General features: G+C 64.3%; 17 protein-coding genes and 4 pseudogenes. 14 read left to right on the top strand and 7 right to left on the bottom strand.

What is annotated here, in order from left to right; all coding sequences use genetic code 11:
- Positions 1-17: 17 nt before the first annotated feature.
- A pseudogene (gene ligD / locus N0Q91_RS24715) lies at positions 18-2,473 on the bottom strand (DNA ligase D).
- A gap of 37 nt (positions 2,474-2,510) precedes the next feature.
- Positions 2,511-3,346, bottom strand: a pseudogene (locus N0Q91_RS24710) (bifunctional allantoicase/(S)-ureidoglycine aminohydrolase).
- A gap of 133 nt (positions 3,347-3,479) precedes the next feature.
- On the opposite strand from N0Q91_RS24710, the pseudogene N0Q91_RS24705 reads away from it, so the two are divergent.
- A pseudogene (locus tag N0Q91_RS24705) lies at positions 3,480-4,378 on the top strand (LysR substrate-binding domain-containing protein).
- A gap of 112 nt (positions 4,379-4,490) precedes the next feature.
- Here N0Q91_RS24705 and N0Q91_RS24700 read toward each other — a convergent pair.
- Positions 4,491-5,312 carry an IclR family transcriptional regulator gene (locus tag N0Q91_RS24700; RefSeq protein WP_018096245.1) on the bottom strand — a complete coding sequence of 274 codons (822 nt, stop codon included), beginning with the start codon at positions 5,310-5,312 and terminating at the stop codon, positions 4,491-4,493.
- Between the two features lie 169 nt (positions 5,313-5,481).
- Here N0Q91_RS24700 and gcl point away from each other — a divergent pair, with 169 nt between their 5' ends.
- From gcl to N0Q91_RS24665, 7 genes are all read left to right on the top strand, one after another.
- Positions 5,482-7,266, top strand: coding sequence for a glyoxylate carboligase (gcl, locus tag N0Q91_RS24695; protein ID WP_275599385.1), 1,785 nt, complete (start codon positions 5,482-5,484; stop codon positions 7,264-7,266).
- A gap of 53 nt (positions 7,267-7,319) precedes the next feature.
- The gene (hyi, locus tag N0Q91_RS24690) at positions 7,320-8,135 is read left to right on the top strand and encodes a hydroxypyruvate isomerase (protein WP_275599384.1); all 816 of its coding nucleotides are present in this window, start codon (positions 7,320-7,322) and stop codon (positions 8,133-8,135) included.
- Positions 8,136-8,140: 5 nt separating this feature from the next.
- A complete protein-coding gene (locus N0Q91_RS24685) occupies positions 8,141-9,025 on the top strand; it encodes a 2-hydroxy-3-oxopropionate reductase (protein WP_275599383.1) in 885 nt (294 codons plus the stop codon).
- Positions 9,026-9,138: 113 nt separating this feature from the next.
- On the top strand, positions 9,139-10,407 hold the full coding sequence (locus N0Q91_RS24680; protein WP_275599382.1) for a glycerate kinase type-2 family protein: 1,269 nt from the start codon (positions 9,139-9,141) through the stop codon (positions 10,405-10,407).
- Between the two features lie 47 nt (positions 10,408-10,454).
- A complete protein-coding gene (locus N0Q91_RS24675; protein WP_275599381.1) occupies positions 10,455-10,946 on the top strand; it encodes an ureidoglycolate lyase in 492 nt (163 codons plus the stop codon).
- Positions 10,947-11,067: 121 nt separating this feature from the next.
- Positions 11,068-11,967: a DUF930 domain-containing protein gene (locus N0Q91_RS24670; protein ID WP_275599380.1), complete on the top strand. Its 900-nt coding sequence runs from the start codon at positions 11,068-11,070 to the stop codon at positions 11,965-11,967.
- Positions 11,968-11,993: 26 nt separating this feature from the next.
- Entirely contained in the window at positions 11,994-12,569 is a 576-nt protein-coding gene (locus N0Q91_RS24665) for a DUF1349 domain-containing protein (RefSeq protein WP_018096252.1), read from the top strand.
- A 35-nt stretch (positions 12,570-12,604) separates the two neighbouring features.
- Here the strand turns inward: N0Q91_RS24665 and N0Q91_RS24660 are convergent, their stop codons facing one another.
- Complete coding sequence (locus N0Q91_RS24660) at positions 12,605-13,624, bottom strand: LacI family DNA-binding transcriptional regulator (RefSeq protein WP_275599379.1); 1,020 nt, start codon at positions 13,622-13,624, stop codon at positions 12,605-12,607.
- 211 nt (positions 13,625-13,835) lie between these two features.
- On the opposite strand from N0Q91_RS24660, the gene N0Q91_RS24655 reads away from it, so the two are divergent.
- The 3 genes and pseudogenes from N0Q91_RS24655 (at position 13,836) to N0Q91_RS24645 (ending at position 17,699) form a co-directional block, all read left to right on the top strand.
- A complete protein-coding gene (locus N0Q91_RS24655; protein WP_275599378.1) occupies positions 13,836-15,416 on the top strand; it encodes a sugar ABC transporter ATP-binding protein in 1,581 nt (526 codons plus the stop codon).
- On the top strand, positions 15,413-16,735 hold the full coding sequence (locus tag N0Q91_RS24650; RefSeq protein ID WP_275599377.1) for an ABC transporter permease: 1,323 nt from the start codon (positions 15,413-15,415) through the stop codon (positions 16,733-16,735). The genes N0Q91_RS24655 and N0Q91_RS24650 overlap by 4 nt, the downstream gene beginning before the upstream one ends.
- Positions 16,732-17,699 (top strand): annotated as a pseudogene (locus N0Q91_RS24645) (substrate-binding domain-containing protein). The gene N0Q91_RS24650 and the pseudogene N0Q91_RS24645 overlap by 4 nt, the downstream one beginning before the upstream one ends.
- 115 nt (positions 17,700-17,814) lie before the next feature.
- Here N0Q91_RS24645 and otnK read toward each other — a convergent pair.
- The 3 genes from otnK to ltnD are packed head-to-tail and all read right to left on the bottom strand — an operon-like array spanning position 17,815 to position 20,789.
- A complete protein-coding gene (gene otnK, locus N0Q91_RS24640) occupies positions 17,815-19,092 on the bottom strand; it encodes a 3-oxo-tetronate kinase (protein ID WP_275599376.1) in 1,278 nt (425 codons plus the stop codon).
- 3 nt (positions 19,093-19,095) lie between these two features.
- Entirely contained in the window at positions 19,096-19,872 is a 777-nt protein-coding gene (gene otnI / locus N0Q91_RS24635; protein ID WP_102763632.1) for a 2-oxo-tetronate isomerase, read from the bottom strand.
- A gap of 11 nt (positions 19,873-19,883) precedes the next feature.
- On the bottom strand, positions 19,884-20,789 hold the full coding sequence (gene ltnD / locus N0Q91_RS24630; protein WP_275599375.1) for an L-threonate dehydrogenase: 906 nt from the start codon (positions 20,787-20,789) through the stop codon (positions 19,884-19,886).
- 142 nt (positions 20,790-20,931) lie between these two features.
- Here ltnD and N0Q91_RS24625 point away from each other — a divergent pair, with 142 nt between their 5' ends.
- The 3 genes from N0Q91_RS24625 (at position 20,932) to N0Q91_RS24615 (ending at position 23,728) form a co-directional block, all read left to right on the top strand.
- Positions 20,932-21,936, top strand: a complete 1,005-nt coding sequence (locus tag N0Q91_RS24625; RefSeq protein ID WP_275599374.1) for a LacI family DNA-binding transcriptional regulator — start codon at positions 20,932-20,934, stop codon at positions 21,934-21,936.
- Positions 21,937-21,951: 15 nt separating this feature from the next.
- Positions 21,952-22,629 (top strand): 3-oxo-tetronate 4-phosphate decarboxylase, encoded by a 678-nt coding sequence (gene otnC / locus N0Q91_RS24620; protein ID WP_275599373.1) that lies wholly within the window; start codon positions 21,952-21,954, stop codon positions 22,627-22,629.
- Positions 22,630-22,963: 334 nt separating this feature from the next.
- Complete coding sequence (locus N0Q91_RS24615; protein WP_018096267.1) at positions 22,964-23,728, top strand: FadR/GntR family transcriptional regulator; 765 nt, start codon at positions 22,964-22,966, stop codon at positions 23,726-23,728.
- Positions 23,729-23,759: the final 31 nt, after the last annotated feature.

Genomic DNA, 23,759 nt, shown 5'->3' with positions numbered 1-23,759 from the left:
CATCCCGCGCTCAACGACTACAGTATAGACAGATCCCTCGCGAAGTCGTCGATATCGGCCCAGGGATCGCCGGACGTGGCCAGAAGGCCCGGCAGCGAAGAATAGTTCAAATCCGCCGGAGCGTCGATAGTCTCCAGGTCCGCCCAGCTGAGCGGGGTCGAAGCGGGCAGATTGGTGCGGGCGCGCAGCGAATAGGGGGCCGCCCAGGTATGGCTGCGGGCGTTGCGATGGAAGTCGATGAAAATGCGCCTTACGCGGTTGTCCTTGCCCATGGTGGTGGTGAAGGTGTCCGGAGCGGTGGCCGCGAGACGGGTCGCGAGCGCGCTCGCCGCCTGATGGAATTTTTTCCAGTCGAGCTTCGGCGCGACCGGTACGACGACGTGCACTCCCCTGCCGCCCGATGTCTTTACGAAGGGCACGAGGGTAAGCGCCTCGAGTTCGGCCTTGATGTGGATCGCGGCCTCGACCACCTCGCGCCAGGCGATGCCCTCGCCGGGATCGAGATCGAAGACGATGCGATCCGGCTTGCCGAGCAGCTTGCGTGTCGTCCCCCAGTTGTGGAATTCGACGACGCCGAACTGCGCCAGCGCCAGGTATCCTCTCGCGTCCTCGACCGACAGGTATGTTTTCGCCTCGCCTTCCGAGTTGGTTGCCTGGAACGTCGCGACCGAAGGCGGCATGCCGGTAAAGGGATGCCGCTGGAAGAAGCAATCCTGCGTCCGGCCGGTAGGGCAGCGTACCAGCGAAACGGGACGGCCGAGAATATGCGGCAGCATGAAATCCCCGATCATCGCGTAGTAGACGGCGAGGTCGAGCTTGGTCGGGCCGGACCTGCCGAAGAGCCGCCGGGTCGGGTTGGTGATCGATATGCCTGCGAGGTCCGCGTCCGAGATCAGGCGCTTTCTCGACATGGAAACCGGCGTCGACAGCTCGACGTCGCGCAGCCCCTTGAAGACGGCGTGCCGCAGGACGTTGTCGGTCGTCCGGTTGCCATAGTGGATATGCGCCCGGAGCAAGGGCCGCACCCAGATGATCTCCCGGGGCGCCCCTTCGAGCGTTGCGGCGCCGGCCCGCAAGGGCTCGAGCCGCACAAGCAATTCTCTCAGCATCTGCGCGTCGAAACCGGTTCCGACCTTGCCGCGATATTCCAGCTCGCCGTCGGCCCACTCTCCGAGGGCAAGCGACGCAATGCCCTCGGCCGCCTCCGAAACGGTGTAGCCGACGATCACGAAATCCTCCGCCTTCAGCGCCTTCGTCTTGGTCCAGGTCTTCGACCGGCCGCTTCGGTCAGGGGGCGGAGATGCGTTTGGAGACGATCCCTTCCAGACCCATCTCGGAGGCCCGGTCGTAAAGCGCGCGCCCTTCGCCCACCACATGATCGCTGAACTGGATCGCCGAGCGGCTTGGGATCTGCCCTGCAAGCAATTTCTTCAACAGTGCCTTGCGCTTCTCGAGCGGGACGTCGAAAGATTCCAGCCGTTGAGATGCAGGAGGTCGAAGGCGTAGAAGACGAGGCTGTTGCCGGCGCCGGTGGAAAGCGCATCCTGCAGCAGCGCGAAGCGGCTGACCCCCGTCTCGTCCAGCACGACGATCTCGCCGTCGATGACGGCATCGCGGCACGGCAGCCGCCGGAAAGCCTCCGGCAGGTCTCCGTAGCGCTTCGTCCAGTCGAGCCCGCCGCGAGTGACGAGGCGCACCTTTCCTTCCGCAATGTGGGCCATGGTGCGATAGCCGTCGAACTTGATCTCGTGCAGCCAGAGCTCGGGCTTTTTCGCGTTCTTTTCGGCTTCCGGGGGAGAATCGTCTGTGTTGCGAGTTGAGGTTCGATGCGTTCGGGTGGTGCGCCCTTGGCCGCACCGGCCAGCGCGCCGGGATTGAGCTTGACCGGCTTTGGCGGTGCCTTCGGCTTCTCCACCAGTTCCTCGATCCGACGGCCGGATTTGACGCTTTCCGGCCGGGCGGCAAGGATGTCGATCGAAGTGTCGGCGGCCGGATCGCGCTCCTTGAAAAGGAGCCAGTTGCGCTGATCCTCTTCTCCCGGGCGAGGCTTTAGACGGGCCAGCATCCATCCGCCGTTGAGTTTCTCCCCTGCCAGGCGGAATTTGAAGGCGCCCTTGCGCAGGTCGTCTTCCACATCGCCCATCGGCGCCCAGACGCCCTCGTCCCAGACGATCATCGGACCGCCGCCATATTCGCCTTCGGGGATCACGCCCTCGAAGTCGATATAGTCGAGGGGATGGTCCTCCGTCTCCACCGCCAGCCGCTTGTCAGCCGGGTTGAGCGACGGACCCTTCGGCACCGCCCAGCTTTTCAGGACGCCGTCGACCTCGAGCCGCAAATCGTAATGGTCGGCGGTCGCATGGTGCTTGTGCACGACAAATCGGTTGCCGCCGCCGGTCAGATTTCCGACCGGCTCCGGCGTCTTCGAAAAATTCCGCTTCTTGCGGTAGGCCTCCAGCTTCGGCGTCGCCATGCACCCAAGCTATGGCGGATCACGGCGGGCTGCAATATCAGGCGAGCCTGCCCGGATTGCCGAGCGTCATATGGCGGTTCACGTCCTTGTAGAGCAGATAGCGGAATTTGCCCGGTCCGCCGGCATAGCAGGCCTGCGGGCAGAAGGCCCTGAGCCACATATAGTCGCCGGCTTCCACCTCCACCCAGTCGTTGTTGAGGCGGTACACGGCCTTGCCTTCGAGCACGTAGAGTCCGTGTTCCATTACATGGGTTTCCATGAACGGGATGACGCCGCCGGGCTCGAAGGTCACGATCGTGACATGCATGTCGTGGCGCATGTCGGAAGGATCGACGAAGCGGGTGGTGGCCCAGCGCCCGTCCGTTTCCGGCATGGGCGAGGGGGGATGTCGCGCTCGTTGGTGACGATCGGTTCGGGAAGGGGAACCCCGTCGACTTCCTCATAGGCCTTGCGGATCCAATGGAATCGCGTCGGCGCACCGGATTCGTTTCTGAGGCTCCATTCGGTGCCCGGCGGAATGAAGGCATAGCCGCCGGACTGCATCAAATGCGTCTCATCGCCGAGCGTCAGATGGAACTCGCCGTCCACCACGAACAGCACGGCCTCGGCGCGGGGATCCGTCTCCGGCCGATTGCTGCCGCCGGAGGGGCCGACTTCCATGATATATTGCGAGAAGGTCTCGGCGAAGCCGGAAAGCGGGCGCGACAGCACCCAGAGCCGTGTATTGGTCCAGAAGGGCAGATAGCTCGTCACGATGTCGCGCATGACGCCCTTCGGAATGACCGCATAGGCCTCGGTGAAGATGGCGCGGTCGGAAAGCAGGCTGGTCTGAGGCGGGTGGCCGCCTTCCGGAAAATAGTAGTTCTTCTGCATGTGAATCCCATCGAATGCCAGGTGAAACGGGTTCTTCCGCCTCTCTACCAGGACTTTACAGGCTTGATCCGCGATACGTCCAATATATTGTTCCACTCGATCCAGAGGAATGATGTATCGATAGGACTTCGCGATGGAGCTACGTCACCTGCGCTATTTCGTTGCTGTCGCCGAGGCCGCCAGTTTCACGGCGGCGGCGAGGAGCCTCAACATCTCCCAGCCGCCTTTGAGCCAGCAGATCAGGGATCTGGAGTCGGAAGTCGGCACGCGGCTGTTCGAGCGTTCCAGCCGCAATGTCGAGCTGACCGAGGCGGGCGCCGACTTTCTCGAACACGCCCGGATGATTCTCGGCCAGGTGGAGCATGCGACCCGCCAGGCGCGCGCCATCGGTTCCGGGCAGGTAGGAGCGCTGAACATTGCGACGACCGGCTCGGTGCTGCTGGGGCCGTTGTCCAACCTGATCGCGCGGTTCCGGGATGCGTGGCCCGGCGTGTTCGTCCGTATCCATGAAATGGACCCCGAGGCGCAGGAGGCGGCCTTGCTCTCCCATCGCACCGACCTCAGTTTCGTGCGCAGGCCTCGGAACCATCCGGATCTCGTCGCGAATGTCGCCTGGCATGAGAAGGTGGGTATCGCCTTGCCCGAGCACCATCGCCTGGCGGATTTCGGGAAAATCGCGCTCGGCGACCTGCGGCAGGAAAGTTTCGTCTTCCTGCGGCTCGCGGACTCCCGCTTTGCCCGCTACCTGCATGATTGCTGCGTGGCGGCGGGATTCGTACCTGATATCACGAACGAGGTCGTGGAATCCTATTCCCTCACCAGCCTCGTTGCCGCGGGGCTCGGCGTCGCACTCGTCCCGGAATGCATAAGGACTCTTTCGCGACCGGGGGTCGTCTACCGGCCGCTCGCCGACCCGGCGCCGGAAGCCGACGTGTACGTCATCAGCCGGCCGAACCCGGACCCGTCATCGCAGCCTTTCTGGAAGCAGCGCAAGGCTCGCCGGGCAAAAGGATCGATGCCGGGGTGAGATAGGTCGAGGTCGAGCCGCTTGCCCTCGATTCCGCTTCCGCGTTCTGCCTGCGGCATCCGCCGCGGATAGGCCTTCGAAGCATGGCGCACCAGACCAACTGGATGCGGAGCGCCTTCAGCCTTCCTCCGGCCTATGCCCGCCGATCGCGCGCGTCAATTCGTCCGCCGTGCGGCGCACGGCGGGGCCGAGGATGCCGAGTCTCTCGTCGTCGATACGGACGGTGGGGCCGGAGATCGAGATGCCGCCGATCGCCTCGCCGTACTCGTTGAAGAGCGGGGCTGCGATGCAGCGCATGCCGAGCGTGTGCTCTTCGTCATCGACCGACCAGCCGCGGAAGCGGATCTCCTGAACATTGCGGATCAGGTCCTGCAGCGTGGCGAGCGTCCGACCGGTAAAGCAGGGCAGCGTTCTGCCGCTCAAAGTCTTGGCGATCTCCGTATCGGACCAAGTCGAGAGAATGGCCTTGCCGATGCCGGAAGCGTGGATCGGGCCCCGCCGCCCGGGACGGAAGAAGGCGCGCATCGGCGCGTGGCTTTCGACCTGGGAAATGAAAACGACGTCGCCGTCTTCCTCAATGCCGATATTCGCCGTCTCGCCGCTTTCGTCCATGAGCCGCTTCAGGAAAGGACGGCTGATCGTGCCGAGCTTGCGGAAGCGCAGGAAGGCGTTGCCTATCTCGAAAGCCTTGACGCCGACGGTCCACGTGCCGGCCTCGGCGTCGTTCGCCACCATCCCGTGCTGAGCGAGCGACGTCAGCAGCCGGTGCACGGTCGAAGGTGCCATGCCTGAGCGCTCCGAAAGCGCGGTCAAGGTCGAGCCGTCCCCTTCGGCGATGATCGCGAGCAGGGACAGGCTCCTATCCAGCACCTGAACGGAAGCCGGCGCGGCGTTCTCTCCCGCCTTGCGCCCTCTCTTTCCCCTGCCGTTCGCCTCCATGCCAGTCTCCAAATCAGTTGCCGCCTGAGATCATGCTCTACAGCCATTGCATCCGATTTTCTCCTATTTGTTGAAAATCTTTATTTCCATATGATGGGAATGATTTCCATAAACGCGTTGAAATAGGTGCAGCATGGATTTACCTTCCAATCAAACAGGAGGAGTTCCCATGGCCAAGATGCGCGCAGTCGATGCAGCGGTTTATGTTCTGGAAAAAGAAGGGATTGATTGCGCCTTCGGCGTACCCGGCGCGGCGATCAATCCATTCTATTCGGCCCTCAGGGCGCGCGGATCGATCCGTCACATCCTCGCTCGCCACGTCGAGGGGGCTTCGCACATGGCGGAGGGCTATACCCGCGCCAAGCACGGCAATATCGGTGTCTGCATAGGCACCTCGGGCCCGGCCGGCACGGACATGATCACCGGTCTCTACTCGGCATCCGCGGATTCGATCCCGATCCTGTGCATCACCGGGCAGGCGCCGCGTGCGCGTCTCGACAAGGAGGATTTCCAGGCGGTCGACATCGCGAAAATCGCGGCGCCGGTCACCAAATGGGCGGTCACCGTCATGGAGCCGGCGCTCGTCCCCTTCGTCTTCCAGAAGGCCTTCCACCTGATGCGCTCGGGTCGGCCGGGGCCGGTCCTCATCGACCTGCCGGTCGACGTCCAGCTTGCCGAGATCGAATTCGATCCGGAGACCTACGAGCCGCTTTCCGCCTACAAGCCTTCCGCCACCCGTGCGCAGGCCGAAAAGGCGCTCGCCATGCTCAATGAGGCAGAGCGGCCGCTGATCGTCGCCGGCGGCGGCATCATCAATGCGGACGCTTCGGATCTCCTGACCGAATTCGCCGAGATCACCGGCGTTCCGGTCGTTCCGACACTGATGGGCTGGGGCGTCATCCCGGACGACCATCCGCTGATGGCCGGCATGTGCGGCCTGCAGACCTCGCACCGTTACGGCAATGCGACGCTGCTCGCCTCCGATTTCGTCTTCGGCATAGGCAATCGCTGGGCAAACCGCCACACCGGTAACGTCCCGACCTATACGGAGGGCCGCAAGTTCATCCATGTCGATATCGAGCCGACGCAGATCGGCCGCGTCTTCGCGCCCGATTTCGGCATCGTCTCCGACGCAGGCGCCGCGCTCAAGCTCTTCCTCGACGTCGCAACCGAATGGAAGACTGCCGGCAAGCTGCGCGACTGGTCGGCCTGGGCCGAGGAGTGCCGCGAGCGCAAGCGGACGATGCTGCGCAAGACCCATTTCGATCAGACCCCGCTGAAACCCCAGCGTGTCTACGAGGAGATGAACAAGACTTTCGGCCGCGACACCTGCTACGTCTCGACCATCGGCTTGAGCCAGATTGCCGGCGCGCAATTCCTGCACGTCTACAAGCCGCGCAACTGGATCAATTGCGGCCAGGCCGGTCCGCTCGGTTGGACGCTGCCGGCAGCACTCGGCGTGCGGGCCGCCGATCCGAACCGGAAAATCGTTGCGCTTTCCGGCGATTACGATTTCCAGTTCCTGATCGAGGAGCTCGCGGTCGGCGCCCAGCACAAGCTGCCTTACCTGCATGTCGTCGTGAACAATTCCTATCTCGGGCTGATCCGTCAGGCCCAACGCGGCTTCAACATGGATTTCGAGGTCAGTCTGGCCTTCGACAACATCAATGCCGACGGCGACGCGGAGAAGGGTTACGGGGTCGACCATGTGGCGGTTGCCGAGGGGCTCGGCTGCAAGGCAATCCGCGTCAGGAGCCCGAATGAATTCGCCGACGCCTTCGATCGGGCGCAGGCGCTGATGGAAGAGCACCAGGTGCCCGTCGTCATCGAATTCATCCTGGAGCGCGTCACCAATATCGCCATGGGGGCGGACATCAACGCGGTCGTCGAGTTCGAGGAACTCGCCGAGCGCGGCGAGGATGCCCCGACCGCGATTGCCGCCCTTCTCGATTGAAGAACGTCCTGCGCGGTTCCGCCCGCATCCCGCTACCACTGAGGAGTGATCGCATGCCGAGATTTGCTGCGAACCTGACGATGCTGTTCAACGAGGCGCCGTTCCTCGACCGTTTCGCACTGGCCGCCAATGCCGGGTTCGAAGGCGTGGAATATCTCTTCCCCTACGAATTCGAGAAGGGGGCGCTGCGCGGCGAACTCGACCGCCACGGCCTGACGCAAGTGCTGCACAACCTGCCGGCCGGCAACTGGGCCGGCGGCGAACGAGGCATCGCGATCCTGCCGGATCGGATCGACGAATTCCGCAAGGGGGTCGCCACGGCCATCGACTATGCGACCGCGCTCGGCTGCCGTCAGGTCAATTGCCTCGTGGGGATTGCCCCGGACGGTGTGCCCGACAGCGTGCTGCGCACGACCCTCGTCGCCAATCTGAAGCTTGCGGCGGCCGAACTCGGCAAGTGCGGCATCCGCCTCCTGATCGAACCGATCAACCGCTTCGATATTCCCGGCTTCTATCTCAACACGGTCGGGCAGGCGGCGTCGATCATCGAGGAGGTGGGGAGCGACAACCTCTTTGTCCAGTACGACCTCTACCACCAGCAGCGCACCGAAGGCGAACTCGTCGGCACCTACAGGCGCTACCGCGAAAAGATCGCGCATATACAGCTTGCGGACAATCCCGGACGCAACGAGCCGGGGACCGGCGAGATCAACTACCCCTTCGTCTTCGACGCGCTGGAAGCAGCCGGCTACGACGGCTGGATCGGGTGCGAATACAAGCCGCTGAAGACCACCGCGGAAGGACTTGGGTGGCTCGGCACCGAGCGCCGGCGCAAACAATCCGCAGACATCATCCAAATCAGGAGCTAAGCACGATGGCATCTATCGGTTTCATTGGACTGGGTATCATGGGCACGCCGATGGCGCGCCACCTTCAGGATGCCGGTCACAAGATCATCACGTCCAAATTCGCCATCCCGCCGCGCCAGGAGCTCGTCGACAACGGGCTGGAAATCGTCGAAACGCCGAAGGCGCTCGCGGAAACGGTCGACACGATCATCCTGATGCTGCCGGATACGCCGGAAGTGAAGGATGTCCTGTTCGGTGAGAATGGCGTCTATTACGGCCTGGGCGAGGGCAAGCTCGTCATCGACATGAGCTCCATCTCGCCGATCGAAACGAAGGAGTTCGCCAAGAAGGTACGCGAAACCGGTGCCGAATATATCGACGCCCCGGTTTCCGGAGGCGAGGTCGGCGCCAAGAACGCCTCTCTCAGCATCATGGCCGGTGGCAAGCCGAGCTCCTTCGAACGCGCCCTGCCGCTCTTCAAGCTGATGGGCAAGAACATCACGCTGGTCGGCGATTGCGGCGACGGTCAGGTCACCAAGGTCGCAAACCAGATCATCGTGGCGCTGACCATCGAGGCAGTCTCCGAGGCGCTGGTCTTCGCGTCCAAGGCAGGAGCCGATCCGGCCCGTGTACGCGAGGCGCTGATGGGCGGCTTCGCATCGTCGCGCATTCTCGAGGTCCATGGCGATCGGATGATCAAGCGTACCTTCGAGCCTGGCTTCCGCATCTCGCTGCACCAGAAGGACCTGAACCTCGCACTGCAGGGAGCGAAAAGCCTCGGCATCTCGCTGCCGAACACGGCGGCAACCCAGGAGCTCTTCAACAATTGCGCCGCCAATGGCGACAGCGGGCTCGACCACTCCGGGCTCGTGCGGGCGCTCGAGCGGATGGCGAACCACGAGGTCGCCTAAGTCGCGATCGAGGACGCGCATGATCGGCCGACGGCCTCATCCGTCGGGGAGATCATGCATCCGGGCGGCGGAAGGAGGAGCCGCCGCCCGCGTATTTCTTAACGGGAGGAACAATGGCCGCCATCGCCAACCCGCGTCAATTCCTGGAGAGCCTGTTCGCCTCTGCGGTGTCCGCCGCTGATCCGGAACGCGTCATCGCCACAAATCTGCCGGAGCGGCCGAAGGGGCGAACGGTCGTCATCGGAGCCGGCAAAGGCGCCGCTCAGATGGCCCGGGCGTTCGAATGCGCCTGGGAGGGGCCGCTCAGCGGCGTGGTCGTCACGCGCTACGGTTTCGGCGCGCATTGCCGGCAGATCGAGGTGCTCGAAGCCTCCCATCCCTTGCCGGACGAGGGCGGGCTGAAGGCATCGAAGCGGCTCCTCGCGGCGGTCAGCGGCCTGACCGGGGATGACCTGGTCGTGGCACTGATCTGCGGCGGCGGTTCGGCGCTCCTGCCCGCACCACCACCGGGGCTTTCGCTCGAGGATGAAATCGCCGTCAATCGAGCGCTTCTTGCGTCAGGCGCGCCGATCAGAGCGATGAACGCGGTGCGGAAACATGTTTCCTTGATCAAGGGCGGCCGCCTTGCCGCTGCGGCCCATCCGGCCAGGGTCGTCTCTCTCGTCATCTCCGATATTCCCGGCGACGACGCGGCGCTGGTCGCATCCGGCCCGACGGTCGCCGACGCAGCCAGCCGCGACGACGCCCTGAAGATCGTCGAGCGCTATCGCCTCGCCTTGCCGGAAAAGGTCATGCGCTGGCTAGCGAGCGCTGCGGCGGATGCACCGAGACCTTCCGATCCGCGCTTTGCCCGCAACGAGGTGCGGCTGATCGCTTCGGCAGGCGCCTCGCTGGAGGCCGCGGCATCCAAGGCCCAGGCCGCGGGCATAGAGGCCGTCATTCTTTCCGATGCGATCGAAGGGGAGGCACGCGATGTCGGGCTCGTTCATGCGGCTATCGCGCGCGAGACGGCGCTGCGCGGCCGCCCCTTTCCGAAGCCCGCCCTCATCCTTTCCGGCGGCGAAACGACGGTGACGGTCCGGGGCGAAGGTCGCGGCGGGCGCAACAGCGAGTTCCTGCTGTCGCTGGCGCTCGGCATCGACGGTATCGGCGGGATCTCGGCGCTCGCCGCAGATACCGACGGCATCGACGGATCCGAGGACAATGCCGGCGCCTTCGCCGATCATACGACGATCGCGCGCCTGCTGGCGCGGCGCCTGGATGCCGCCGCGCTGCTTCAGAAGAACGACAGCTGGGTGGCCTTCGATGCGCTTGGAGACCTTTTCAAGCCGGGGCCGACGGGCACGAACGTCAATGACTTCAGGGCGGTGCTGATCCAGTGATCGGTGCCGGCACCCAAAGGCAATTGGTCAACCAGGGAGGAAAGACCATGATACCTCTACCGATCCGCCCGCTTTCGCACGGCGAGTTCGCGCCCTTCGGCGACGTCATCGAGCCTGACGATGCGAAGAGCTTTCCGATCAACGCCGGCAAATGCATCCGCTATCACGACCTTGCGAAGGTGGAGACGAGCGGCCCGGAAGCCCGAACGCTGGTCAGCCTCTTGAAGGGCGAGCCCTACGAGATCCCCCTGACGCTGAAGATGGTGGAACGGCATCCGCTCGGAAGCCAGGCTTTCATCCCGCTGACGGGAAATCCCTTTCTCGTGGTCGTCGCGCCCGACGAAGGCGGGGAACCCGGCGAGCCGATCGCCTTCGAGACCGCGCCGGGCCAGGGGGTCAACATCGCGCAAAATGTCTGGCACGGAATTCTGACGCCGCTTCGTTCGACCTCCGAATTCGTCGTCATCGACCGCGGCGGCAGCGGGTGCAATCTCGAGGAGCATTTCTTCGAAAAGCCTTATCAGGTCGAATACGCTTGACCGACGTGCGTCCCGCACTTGTTGCGGGGCGCTCGAACTCTTAGGTTCGGTGCTTCCGAGTCCGTGATCTTTGAGCAATGCAGCACTTCGCCAGGAAAATGTGGGGGAAACCGGTTGGGGCATGCCGACCTCACTCGCCCTGCACCTGGCGCTCGCCTTCTTGCTGCTGGTTCGGCTGCCGGAATTGTCTGCGCCGGCAAAGGAGCAAAGCGTCAGCGTCGAGCTCGTTGCGCAGCCGAAGAGTGCGGAAAAGCCCGAGCAAAAGCCGAACGTGGCCAAGAGCGAGCAAACGCGTCCTCAGCCTGAGGCATTCGAGTCGGCCGCAGCGCCGGTCGAAACGGAAAAGCCGCCTCGGCCCGAATTGCCTCCGGCCGCGCCGAAGAAGACCGAAACGCCGAGCGAGACGCCGGAGGCCTCGCGCCCTGCCCCGGCAAAAAAGGAAAACACCGCCAGCGAAAAGCCGGCGGAAAGCAGGACCGCGCTTGCGGAATTGCGCGTCGATGCCCGGAGCGCAGCGAAAGAGGCGGCCGATGCCGCAGCCACGCCGCCGGCTGCAGCTGTTCCCCAGGAGAAACCGGTTCTGGAGGAAGCAAGGGCGGACCCGGCGCAAAAGCCGGCCGAGGCCATGGCCGAACGCCAGTCGAACCAGCTCGTCCAGGCGAAGGAACTCTATTCTGAAAACGCCCTGTCGGACCCCCGCGTGAAACAGGCGATCGGCAGGCTGCCGCCGAAGAAGCGGATCGTGCAGCTCTGCAGCATCGAAGCGCTCGAGCAGGTGCGGCGTGAAATGCCCGGCGCCTTTCCGGACATGCTCGTTCCCTTCGGCCCTTCGGGGGGCTTCATCTCGCCGACAGGCCTGAACGCCGATGGCGGCGCCTTCCGCAGCCGGTCGACATGGTACGCCATCGACTTCGAATGCGAAGTGAGCCCCGAGACGACATCGGTCACTTCCTTCAGCTTCGCGATCGGCAAGGCGATCCCGAAGAGCGAGTGGGCCGCGCGACAGCTGCCGAGCAATTAAAACACTGGGACGGATGGAGGGACAGAATGGCAAGCGCGTATCGCTGGCTGAACGAGCCGGCAAGCTGGGAGGGCGACGAACGCGATCTGTCGCTCAAGACCGACGCCAAGACGGATTTCTGGCGCGAAACCTTTTACGGCTTCGTGCGCGACAGCGGACATGCCTATCTTCGTCCGGTTTCAGGCGATTTCACCGCGTCGGCGACGATCGTCGGCCAGTATGAGCAGCTTTATGACCAGGCCGGTCTGATGCTGCGGCTCGACGAACAGAACTGGATCAAATGCGGTATCGAATATACTGACGGGCTGATGCATTTCAGCGTGGTCGTGACACGCGGCGTATCGGACTGGTCGGTCATTCCGTTGCACGCAAGGGCGCCTTCGGACCCACTGGAGGTGCGGCTGACGCGGCATGGCGATGCGGTGCGGGTGCAATTCCGCTTTGGCGAGGAACGCTGGCAGATGGCGCGGCTCTGTCCCTTTTCCGCCGCTGATGCCGAGGCCGGCGTCACGGCCTGTTCGCCGGAGCGCGCGGGCTTTGCGGCAAGGTTCCGCGATTTGAATTTCGGCCCGCCGATCGCTCGCGCCTTGCACGACGACTGAAGCCCCGATAGCGCGATCCTTTTGCGAAAATTGGGTCACGCGATCGCGCGCGGCGCCAGGCTGCCGGCCGGCCGGCAGGAGTCGCGAATGACCAGTCTTCCCTGAAGCACGAGCCGGCGCGGCGCTTCCGGGCTAGCGCCGGAAAGGCGGTCGAGCACGAGCTGCGCCGCCTGTTCGCCGATCGCCTGGACTGGCTGGGCGATCGTCGTCAGATGCGGCTGGAAGACGTCGGCCCAGGGAAAATCGTCGAAGCTTGCGACCGAAACGTCGTCCGGGCAGCGAAAGCCCATGTCCCGGATCGCCTTCATCACCCCGATGACCATCAGGTTGTTGGCGGAGAAAATTGCCGTTGGCCGCTCGGGACTTGTCAGCAGCTGGATCGCCGCGGTGTAGGCGTCCTTCTCCCGAAAATTGCCGATCCGGATCAGGTCCTCCTCGCAGGGGAGGCCCGCCGCCTCCAACGCTGCCCGATAGCCGGCAAGACGCTCCCGTCCGGTCGAAGTGTCGAGCGAGCCCGAAATATAGCCGATGCGCCGATGGCCGAGGCCGAGCATATAGACCGTTGCATCCTGAACCGCGCGACGATTGTCGAGCACGACCGCATCGGTGTCGATGCCGTCGCAAAGCCTGTCGATCAGCACGGTTGGAAGATTGGCGCTAGCGATCATGCGCTTCAGCGTTTCGTCGTCTCCGGCCGGCGCGATGATCAGGCCGTCCACGCTCCGGTCGATCAACACGGCGATCTGCTCGTCCTGCAAGGCAACGTCCTCGTCATTGCAGCAGAGCATCACGGCGTAGCCGGCCCGATGCAGCACGTCCTGGATCACTGCCACGACATCGGTGAAGAACGGATTGGTGATATCGGCAACCATCAGGCCTACGGTGCGGGTCGTGCCGAGCTTGAGACTGCGGGCGATCGCGTTGCGCTTGTAGCCTATGAGGCCGATCGCCTGCTCGATGCGGCTGCGCAATTCCGGACTGACCGGGGCCGAGCCGTTGATCACGGCCGAGACCGTCGCCACAGAGACATGCGCCGCCTTGGCAACGTCGAGCATGGTCGGTGCACCGGATTTCCGTGAATTTCGTCGCTGCTGCATTTCTTCCGAAACGTTTTGATGATTTGCTCGCGAAACTGTATTTGAATTGCTGCAATTAGGCAATCAAGCCCGGAACGGCCTGCTTGACAGTGTCGAAACGTTTAGAATAGGCTGCAGGAAATAGGCGAATAGAGCGTCAGATGTCGGCGGTAGGGAGGCTGCCAATATCATGCGCGATGCTATCCCCCGTGATTCGGTCACCAAAGAATCCGGCCGGCCAGTTCTGGCGGCCGAAGCGGTTTCGAAATCGTTCGGCGGCGTCGCGGCGCTCAAGGATGTGCGCTTCGACTTGCGCGCGGGCGAAATCCATGCGCTCATGGGCGAGAATGGCGCCGGCAAGTCGACGCTGATGAAGGTCCTGTCCGGCGTCTACCCGGACTACGAGGGCACCTTCCGCGTCGATGGAGAAACCGCCCGCTTCTCCAATGTGCGCGATGCCGAGGCGGCCGGGATCGCCATCATCCATCAGGAACTCAACCTCGTCCCCGAACTCGGCGTCGCCGACAACATCTTTCTCGGCCGCGAACGGGTGATCGCCGGTCTTTTCGTGGATCGCAAGGCGAGCCTGGAGGCCGCACGAGGGCTGTTGAACCGTCTCGGCATCGAACTCGACCCGGAGGCGCGCGTCGGGCAGTTGCGGGTGGGCGAACAGCAGCTCGTCGAGATCGCGAAGGCCCTCTCCGTCGAAGCGCGCATTCTGATCATGGACGAACCGACCTCGGCGCTTTCACCCGGCGAGTGTCGGCGCCTCTTCAAGATCATGCGGCAACTCGCAGCCGACGGCGTCGGCATCATCTATATTTCGCACCGGATCGACGAGGTCATGCAGCTCAGCGACCGGGTCACCGTCTTCCGCGACGGCCGGCATGTCTGGACCCGGCCGATGGCCGGACTGGACGAGAATACGATCATCGCCGCAATGGTGGGCCGCAACCTCCTCGACGCGCACCCGGCCGACCGGGGCAACGGCGGGGGCGAGCCCGTCCTTTCGGTAAGGGACCTGTCGCTTGCCGTGCCCGGACGCCACGGCTGGCGCGACGTGCTGAAGGGCGTGAGCTTCGACGTTCGCGCCGGCGAGATCCTCGGCATCGGCGGCTTGCTCGGCGCGGGGCGCACGGAAATCCTGGAGACAATTTTTGCATCGAATGAAGGCCTTCGCGGCGGTGATATCCGGCTGGACGGCATCGCCGTCGATATCCGCTCGCCACGCGATGCTCGCCGCCTCGGTTTTGCTCTGGTGACGGAGGACCGCAAGGCGAAGGGGCTGCATCTTCACGAATCGATCAGAGACAATGTGGCCCTGCCGCTTGTTGGAAGGCTCGCCCGATTCGGGCTGCGCTCCTTCGAAGGCGAGCGTGCGCTCGCAAAAGGGGCAGTCGATGCGCTCGGCGTGCGCTGCGCGAGCACCGACCAGGCGGCCGGAACCCTGTCCGGCGGCAACCAGCAGAAGGTCGTCATCGGCAAGTGGCTGGCGACCGGTCCGCGTGTCCTTCTTCTCGACGAGCCGACGCGCGGCATCGACGTCGGTGCGAAGCGCGAGATCTACGATCTCATCTTCAAGCTCGCCGGCGACGGGCTGGCGATCGTGGTGGTCAGTTCCGAACTGCCCGAGCTTTTGCTCCTCGCCGACCGCATTCTGGTGATGGCCGAGGGACGGCAGACCGGGCTCGTCTCCCGGGAGGAGGCGAGCGAGGAGCGCATCATGCAGCTCGCCGCCCCGCGGAGCGCACGCGGAAGGGCGGTTGCATGAATTTCCTGAGGGCTCTCTCCCGTACGAAACTCTATTGGGGGCTGATCGCCATCTTCCTGATCGGAGTCCTGTCCTCGCCGGTAACGTCGTCGGGCAGAAACATCTTTCTCTCCTCCGGCAATCTCCTCGACGTGTTGCGGCAGGTATCGACCACCGGGCTGATCGCCACCGGCATGACGGCCGTCATTCTGACCGGCGGCATAGACCTTTCGGTCGGCTCGCTGATGGCGGTCTGCACCGTCGTCTGCGCGATGCTCCTGACCGTTCCCGGGGACACTGCCGCCCTCTATCTGGGGCTGCCGTCCGTCGGGCTTGCCGTTCTGGTCGGCGGTGCGGCGGCAGTACGCTTCGTCTTCCTGAATATCGAGAAATCACGGGCGGGCGTGACACATGTCCGCGACATCCGGCTTGACCGGACCCGCGGTACCGTTCTGCCCGCCGCAGCCGGCATCGTCCTCTGTGCCCTGGTTCTAAGTTTCCTTCTGCCTCAGATGCAGACGAAATTCGGCGTGCTCGGCGTTCTGCTCGTGGCGCCGGCGGTCGGACTCATGTTCGGCGCGGTCAATGGCGCGATCATCGTGGTCGGACGATTGCAGCCCTTCATCGTCACGCTTGCCATGATGGTCACGGCGCTCGGCATCGCCCGGCTCACCGCCGGGCAGAACAACGCCGTTCTGCCGGTCTATACCGGCAGCAATGCGACCGCCGATTTTGATATGCTGCGGCAGCTCGTCTTCGGCATCGTGCCGATGCCCGGCATATTCTTCATCGTCGCGATTCTTCTCTACGGCGCGGTGCTGCGGTTCACCCCCTTCGGCCGCTATGTCTATGCGATCGGCGGAAACGAGGAGGCGGCGCGCCTTTCCGGCATCAATGCGGGCCGGGTGAAGATCGTCACCTATGCGGTATCGGGTCTTCTCGCGGGCATCGCCGCGGTCCTCTATGTGGCCCAGTACCGGCAGGGCAAGCCGGACGCTGGCGCGGGCCTCGAACTGGATGCGATCGCGGCAGTGGTCATCGGCGGGACGAGCCTGATGGGAGGGCGCGGGAGCCTTGCCGGGACGTTCTGCGGCGTCCTGATCTTCGGCCTGCTCTCCAATATCCTGCAGCTCCACAACATCAATTCCAATCTTCAGCTGGTGCTGAAGGGCGTGATCATCATCGGCACGGTGCTCGTTCAGGAGCGCAATGCCTACGACCTTCTCGCGCAATTGCGGCTGCCGGGCGCAAGCCGGCGCCCGACTCGAGGAGATACGTCCGCCGAGGAGCGGACGTCGGGAGAGACGTTATCCATGACAATGGGAGGAAAGAAGAAATGAAACGCCGTGACATCATCAAACTGACGGCGGTCGCCGCCGTTCTCGCCGCGACGACCGTGCTCATGCCGGCGCACGACGCCCTGGCCCAGGACAAGAAGTTTCGCATCGGCTTCAGCCAGGCGACGACGATCGAACCGTGGCGTGCGCAGTTCAACAAGGACATCATCGCCGAGGCGGCAAAGCATCCGGACGTCGAGCTGATCATAACCGACGGTGAGGACAGGACGGAAAAGCAGGTGGCAGACGTCGAGAACCTCATTCGCCAGGAGGTGGATGCCTTGCTCGTGTCGCCGAAAGAGTCCGCAGGGCTCACCGGCGTGGTGCAGCAGGCGATCGATGCCAAGATCCCGGTCTTCGTTCTCGACCGAAACGTCGAGACCGACCAGTACACCCAGTTCGTCGGCGGCGACAACAAACTGATCGGCCGCGCGGCCGGCGAATATGCGGTCGAGCTTCTCGGCGGAAAGGGCAAGGCTCAGGGCAATATCGTCGAGATATGGGGCGGCATGGGCACCCAGCCGGCGCACGACCGCCACGACGGCTTCCACGAGTTCACCGACAAGGAGCCCGGCATCAAGAACCTGCTCGATCAGCAATCCGGCGACTGGAAGCAGGACCAGGCCTACAACATCATGGCGACGGCGCTGCGCAACAACGAGAAGATCGATCTCGTATACGGCCACAACGATCCGATGGCCTATGGCGCCTATCTGGCGGCGAAGGACGCAGGTCGTGAGAAGGAAATGAAGTTCATCGGCATCGACGCGCTCCCGAACGAAGGCGTGACCTGGGTCGACAACGGCGAACTCACCGCGACCTTCCTCTATGCGACGCCGGGAGCAGAGGGTCTGCGCCAGGCGGTGAAGTTCCTGAAGGGGAAAAGGTCGAAAAGACCGTCACGCTCGACACGATGAAGGTGACCAAGGAAAACGCCGCGCAGATCCTGAAGGACAACGGCCTGTAAGAGCCGTCGCGCGGACGCGCTGCGGCAAACGCAAAGTCTGCATGCTCTACTCGGTCCGATTTGAGGAAGCGTGCAGCGGGCGGGCGGCGGACGAGGGGGACCGCCCGCCTTCCCTCTACCGCATCATCGACAGTGCCGTGGCGAAGAAATCCTCGCTGCCGAAGTTGCCCGATTTCAGCGCCAGCAACATGTCGTTTCCGGCAGTGCCGATCGTCCTCAGCACGGGGACGCCGGGCGCGATCTCCGGACCGATCAGGAAAGCCGGAATGCCGAGCCTGTCGACGGTCGCGCCGGAGGTCTCTCCGCCGGCGACGACGAGGCGTCTCACGCCGCGCTCCACCAGTTCGCCGGCGATCGCGGCGGTTGCCGTTTCGATCGCGTGCCCGGATGCCTCTCGCCCGTAGCGCGCCTGCAGACGCGAAACGACCTCGGGCGCGGCACTTGCAGCGATGGCGACGGGGCCTTGGGCAATCCGTTCCCCGGCCCAGGCGACGGCTGCGGAAATCTCGTCCGATCCGGCGAGGAGCTTTTCCGTGTCGAGCCGCAGCACCGGCATATGGCGTTCCGCCGCGTCGAGCTGCTTCAGCGTTGTCGCCGAACAACTGCCTGCGACCACCGCGGCAAGACCGCCGACGGGGCGGATGGCGTCGCTTTCCCCGTCGCTTGCCGAAGCGCGGCCGGAGCGCAGAAGCGCGCGAGCGAGGCCGAGACCCAGGCCGGACGCGCCGGTGGAGACGGGCATCTCGAGCGCCGCTTCGCCGAGCGTTTCGAGATCGCGTTCGAAGACGGCATCCGCGATAGCCGCGGCGGCGCCTTCGGCGCGTAACCGATCGAGCCGCGCCTTTACCGCATCGGCTCCGCGCGTGACGGTCGGCAGGTCGATGAGGCCGGCCTTGCCGCGCGACTGGCGGGTGAGCACCCGCACCAGATTGGCATCGCGCATCGGGTTGAGCGGGTGGTCTTTCAACGGGCTTTCGTCGAGCGGCTGGCCGTTGACGAAAAGATGGCCGAGATAGACGGTTCGCCCCGTTTCCGGAAAGGCCGGCGTAACGAGGGCGAAGTCGCCGCCGGAGACGCTCAGAAGCGCTTCGGTCACCGGCCCGATATTGCCGAGATCCGTCGAATCGAAGGTGGAGCAGATCTTGTAGAGGACGTGGGCGGCGCCTCGGCCGCGCAGCCAGCTTTCGGCCGCGAGGGCGGCGGCCACGGCCTCCTCCGCTGCGACCGACCGGATCTTCAGGGAAACGACCACTGCATCGACGTCGGGCAGGGCGAGCGACGGATCGGGAATGCCGACCGTCTGCACGGTGCGAAGCCCGTTCTTCGTCAGGGTATTTGCGAGATCGGAGGCGCCCGTGTAGTCGTCGGCGATCGATCCGAGCAGGATTGTCATGGGTCAGCTCCGTCGAAAGGGTTTGAACCAGCCGAGGCCGTCCAGCGTCCGGCCGCGCGGGTTATATTCGCAACCGACGAAGCCGCCATAGCCGAGCCGGTCGATTTCATCAAAGAGGTAGCGATAGTTCAGCTCCTCGCCATCGGGCTCGTGCCGCGAGGGTACGCTGGCGATCTGGATGTGGCCGGTGACCGGCATCAGATGGCGGAGCGCCATTGCGACGTCGCCGTGCAGGATCTGCCGGTGATAGATGTCGAATTGCAGCTTCAGGTTGGGGAGCGCCAGTTCGGCGATGAGCCACTCGGCGGTCCCGAAATCGTTGAGGAAATATCCCGGCATGTTGCGCCCGTTGATCGGTTCGACGAGGAGATCGATGCCTTCGTCGGCCAGGCGCCCGGCGGCGTAGGCGACCGAGCGGCGGTAACGGGATGCGGCCTCCGGGTCGCGCGGATCAGCAAGACCAGCCATCAGGTGCAGGCGCTTGGCGCCGGTCGCCGCCGCGTAGTCGAGCGCCTTGTCGACATCCGATTTCAACCCGTCGAAGCGGCCGGGCAGGGCGGCGATGCCGCGCTCGCCGGCTGCCCAATCGCCCGGCGGCAGGTTGAACAGCGCCTGCTCGAGCCTGTTGCGGGCAAGCCGTTCGGCGATCGCTTCCGGCGGCACCTCGTAGGGAAAAAGGTACTCGACGGCGGCGAACCCGGCGTCGGCGGCCGCGTCGAAGCGGTCGAGGAACGGCCACTCGGTGAACATCATCGTCAGATTGGCGGCAAAAACGGGCATGCGCGTCTTCCTTAGGGATTATTCGTGCCGGGCAACGTGGCCCCGGAGAGCTGAGCGTAGAGCCGCGCGAGGGAGGAATCGTCGTCGCGCCCCATGCCTGCGCCCGAGGCTGCAAGATACATCTGCAGTGCGGCCGCCACGAGCGGCACCGGATAGCGCTCCGCGCGCGCCATATCCTGGACGATGCCGAGGTCCTTCACAAAAATCTCGATGGCGCTCAGCGGGGCGTAATCTCCCGCCAGCACATGCGGGATGCGGTTCTCGAACATCCAGGAATTGCCGGCCGAGGCGGTGATCACCTCGTATACTTTGTCGAGGTCCAGCCCCTGTTTCGCCGCGAAGGCGATCGCCTCGCAGGCGGCCGCGATGTGCACGCCGGCGAGAAGCTGGTTGATCATCTTGAAGGCGGCGCCGGTCCCGGCAGTCTCGCCGAGTTCGTAAACCTTGGCGGCCATGGCGTCGAGGGCCGGTCGGGCGGCGGCGAAGGCCTGCGGCGAGCCCGAAGCCATGATCGTCAGTTCGCCCTTCGATGCCTTTGCCGCGCCGCCTGAGATCGGCGCGTCGAGATAGTGAAGCCCGAGTCCTTCGAGCCGCTGCGCCAGGTCGCGCGCGATCGCCGGATCCATGGTCGCGGACGATATGAAAACGGCGCCGGGCTTCATCGCGTCTGCAACGCCGTCCCGGCCGAACAGAACGGCTTCGGTCTGCGCGCCGCTCACGACGACCGAAACGACGATGTCGGCGCCCGTCACGGCTTCGCCTGGCGTGCCGGCTCCGCGACCGCCTTCGGCGACGAAACGTTCCACTGCGGGCGGGGCAACGTCGTAGCCAAACACGTCGAGGCCCGCGCTTTTCAACGAGCACGCCATACCGAAGCCCATCGAGCCGAGCCCGAGCACTGCGATCTTCGATGCCATTTCGTCTCCTCCAGTTGCCGGTCACTCATTCTAGGGATTTTTGGCAGCGCTGCCAACCAAAATTGGTAGCGCTGCCAAAAAATTCCGCCTATGAAGTCGATGAGAGCCGTGAACGGTCTCGTCAAACTGGAACAGGCGCGAAGTGGCGACGGACTTCAAGCAGCAGACACCCGTAACGCTCGCAGAGGTGGCGGAAGCCGCGGGCGTGGGTGAGAGCACGGTTTCCCGCGTGCTGCGCAATCACGGCTCGTTCTCCGGCAAGGCCCGCGAGCGCGTGTTGGATGCGGTCGAGCGGCTTGGCTACGTGCCGAACCGGATTGCCGGAACCTTGGCCTCGGCCGGGTCCCGGCTCGTTGCCTTCGTCATCCCGTCGCTCACCAACATCGTGTTCCCGGACGTGCTGCGGGGTGCAGGCGCCGTTCTGGAGGAAAATCGCTATCAGGCCGTCTTTTCCGTGACGGACTATGAGCCGGAGCGCGAGGAGGCCCTCGTCGCCGCCATGCTCGCCTGGCGGCCGACGGCGGTGATGCTTGCCGGCTTCGAGCATACGGAAGGCACGCTCAAGATGCTGCGGGCGAGCGGCTGTCGCGTCGTCGAACTGCTCGACATCGACGGGAGCGCCATAGACCTGGCGGTCGGCTTTTCCAATCGTGAGGCGGGTCGGGCGAGCGCCGAATTCCTGTTGAAGCGCGGTTATCGCCGGATCGGCTATGTCGGCCACGATCTCGACCGCGACACACGCGCCCGCAAACGCTTCGACGGCTTCCGTGAAGCGCTGAACCTGGCCGGCGTCGCCCTTGTGGATCGGGAAATCCGTCCGGGCGCTTCTTCGGTTGGGAGCGGTCGGGCGGGGCTCGATCAGCTTCTTCGAAGGGCGCCGGAACTCGATGCGGTCTATTTCTCGAACGACGACATGGCGCTCGGCGGATATTTTCATTGTCTTGCACGCGCCATTTCCGTCCCAACCAGGCTCGCCCTTTTCGGCCATAACGGCCTCGATATCGGCCAGGCCACGCCGCAGCCTCTGACGACCATTCGCACGCCCCGCGTCGCGACGGGAAAGCTGGCGGCCGAGTTGGTCATCAACGATCACCCGTCTCACATCGCCGATCTTGGATTTGAACTGATCGAAGGCGATACAGCCTGAACGAAAGGACCACCAATGTCCGAAACGCGTCTTCGCGAGGAAATCTGCCGCTACGGCCGGTCCCTCTTCGAGCGGGGCCTGACCCCCGGCTCTTCCGGAAACATATCGATGAGACTCGATGACGGCGGCTGGCTGGTGACGCCCACCAATGCCTCGCTCGGCTTCCTCGATCCGGGGCGTATTTCGCGCCTCGATGCCGGCGGCCGGCTTGTCTCGGGTGACAAGCCGACCAAGGAGATCCCGCTTCATTCCGCCCTCTACGAGACGCGCGGCAGCGCCCGCGCCATCGTGCATCTCCATTCGACCCACGCGGTCGCGCTGACGATGCTGCCGGAGATCGATCCGCAAGCGGCCCTTCCGCCGATGACGCCCTATTACCTCATGCGGGTCGGGGAGACTGCGCTCGTGCCCTATTACCGCCCCGGAGACCCGGCCGTCGCCGATGCGATCCGCGGGCTTGCGGGCAAATATTCCTCCGTGCTGCTTTCCAATCACGGTCCCGTCGTCGCCGGCGACAGTCTGGAGGCCGCGGTCTTTGCGACGGAGGAACTGGAAGAGACCGCGAAGCTCTACCTGCTGCTGCGCAACCTCAATCCCCGCTATCTCAGCCCGCAGCAAGTCGCCGATCTTGCCAAAACCTTCAGCCTCGACCTGCCGTCGCTCGGCGACCATGAGGGACATGATCACGGATAGAGTGCCTCCCTGCGTCTAGTCTCAACCGGTCTGGATCCGCATTTTGCCCCTCACCCAGCCCTCTCCCCGCCGGCGGGGAGAGGGGACCTGCCCTGAAAAATGCTTGGGGCCACTAAGCTGGCCGGCTAGTCCCTTCGCCCCGCTTGCGGGGAGAAGGTGCCGGCAGGCGGATGAGGGGCAGGCCGAGCGTGTCCGGTCCCACGGCACCGCACAACGAGCCGTGCATTATTGGTGCGCTGCCGCAACGAACCTGTCTTGACCGCACCTTCCGATAAGCCCTCTATTCGTCATACTGATCTGCTGGACCAACCAGTGGATCAGTTGGGAGGCCGCGGTGAACGGAAGTCCAATCCTCACGCATATGCCGAAAGTCGGGAAGAGCCTCGAGCGCCGTACCGCGCGCGACCTCATCGCCGACAAGCTTATGGTGCTGGTTGCGACCAACATGCTGAGGCCCGGCGACGTGCTGCCGGGCGAACGCGAGCTTGCGAGCGTGCTCCATGTGAGCCGCGAGACCGTGCGCGGCGCAATCCAGACGCTGGCGGCGCGCGGTGTGGTAGAGGTGTCGCAAGGAAGCCGAACCCGCGTCGGGAATGTCGATCTCAGCCATGTCACGGTGACGATCGCTTCACCGAACGCGATCGACAGCTACGATCTCGAGGACGTTCACGCCGCAAGACTCCATATCGAGTTGAAGGTGGTCGGCGACGCGGCCGAAAACATCGACGAAGAGGCGCTGCGCAAGCTTGACAGCCTTCTCGATGCGCAGAAGATCTGCGGTGACGACGCGATGCGCTTTCTGATCTGCGACCGCGAGTTCCACGTGGCGATCTACCGGGCCTGCGGCAATCCGCTGCTCTCCGATTTTGTCACCGACCTTTACACCTATATGATGGACTACCGGCGCAGCGCCATGTCACGGCCGGGAGCAATCGAAGCGAGCTACAAGGATCACAGCGACATCGTCGCCGCCTTGAGGCGGCATGACCGGGCGGCCGTCGTTGCCGCCTTTCACCATCATCTGATCCGGATCTATGAGACGACGAAGGCTCTGCTGGCGGACGAGGAGGCAGACGGAACGAACAGAAAGTCAAGCTGAGCAGGACCGACCGGGTGGCTGAACAGGAGGA

This window comes from Sinorhizobium prairiense (assembly GCF_029201645.2).
Lineage (GTDB): Bacteria > Pseudomonadota > Alphaproteobacteria > Rhizobiales > Rhizobiaceae > Sinorhizobium > Sinorhizobium meliloti_A.
This window is presented reverse-complemented; position numbering and strand designations above follow the sequence as displayed.

What these genes read in the sequence shown, in the direction of transcription:
- otnI (WP_102763632.1), bottom strand. Translation starts at nt 19,872, where the DNA reads ATGCCCGTTTTTGCCGCCAATCTGACGATGATGTTCACCGAGTGGCCG.
- N0Q91_RS24660 (WP_275599379.1), bottom strand. Translation starts at nt 13,624, where the DNA reads ATGCTCGACGTTGCCAAGGCGGCGCATGTCTCTGTGGCGACGGTCTCG.
- N0Q91_RS24650 (WP_275599377.1), top strand. Translation starts at nt 15,413, where the DNA reads ATGAATTTCCTGAGGGCTCTCTCCCGTACGAAACTCTATTGGGGGCTG.
- N0Q91_RS24680 (WP_275599382.1), top strand. Translation starts at nt 9,139, where the DNA reads ATGGCCGCCATCGCCAACCCGCGTCAATTCCTGGAGAGCCTGTTCGCC.
- ltnD (WP_275599375.1), bottom strand. Translation starts at nt 20,789, where the DNA reads ATGGCATCGAAGATCGCAGTGCTCGGGCTCGGCTCGATGGGCTTCGGT.
- N0Q91_RS24700 (WP_018096245.1), bottom strand. Translation starts at nt 5,312, where the DNA reads ATGGAGGCGAACGGCAGGGGAAAGAGAGGGCGCAAGGCGGGAGAGAAC.
- otnC (WP_275599373.1), top strand. Translation starts at nt 21,952, where the DNA reads ATGTCCGAAACGCGTCTTCGCGAGGAAATCTGCCGCTACGGCCGGTCC.
- N0Q91_RS24670 (WP_275599380.1), top strand. Translation starts at nt 11,068, where the DNA reads ATGCCGACCTCACTCGCCCTGCACCTGGCGCTCGCCTTCTTGCTGCTG.
- otnK (WP_275599376.1), bottom strand. Translation starts at nt 19,092, where the DNA reads ATGACAATCCTGCTCGGATCGATCGCCGACGACTACACGGGCGCCTCC.
- N0Q91_RS24685 (WP_275599383.1), top strand. Translation starts at nt 8,141, where the DNA reads ATGGCATCTATCGGTTTCATTGGACTGGGTATCATGGGCACGCCGATG.
- hyi (WP_275599384.1), top strand. Translation starts at nt 7,320, where the DNA reads ATGCCGAGATTTGCTGCGAACCTGACGATGCTGTTCAACGAGGCGCCG.
- gcl (WP_275599385.1), top strand. Translation starts at nt 5,482, where the DNA reads ATGGCCAAGATGCGCGCAGTCGATGCAGCGGTTTATGTTCTGGAAAAA.
- N0Q91_RS24655 (WP_275599378.1), top strand. Translation starts at nt 13,836, where the DNA reads ATGCGCGATGCTATCCCCCGTGATTCGGTCACCAAAGAATCCGGCCGG.
- N0Q91_RS24665 (WP_018096252.1), top strand. Translation starts at nt 11,994, where the DNA reads ATGGCAAGCGCGTATCGCTGGCTGAACGAGCCGGCAAGCTGGGAGGGC.
- N0Q91_RS24675 (WP_275599381.1), top strand. Translation starts at nt 10,455, where the DNA reads ATGATACCTCTACCGATCCGCCCGCTTTCGCACGGCGAGTTCGCGCCC.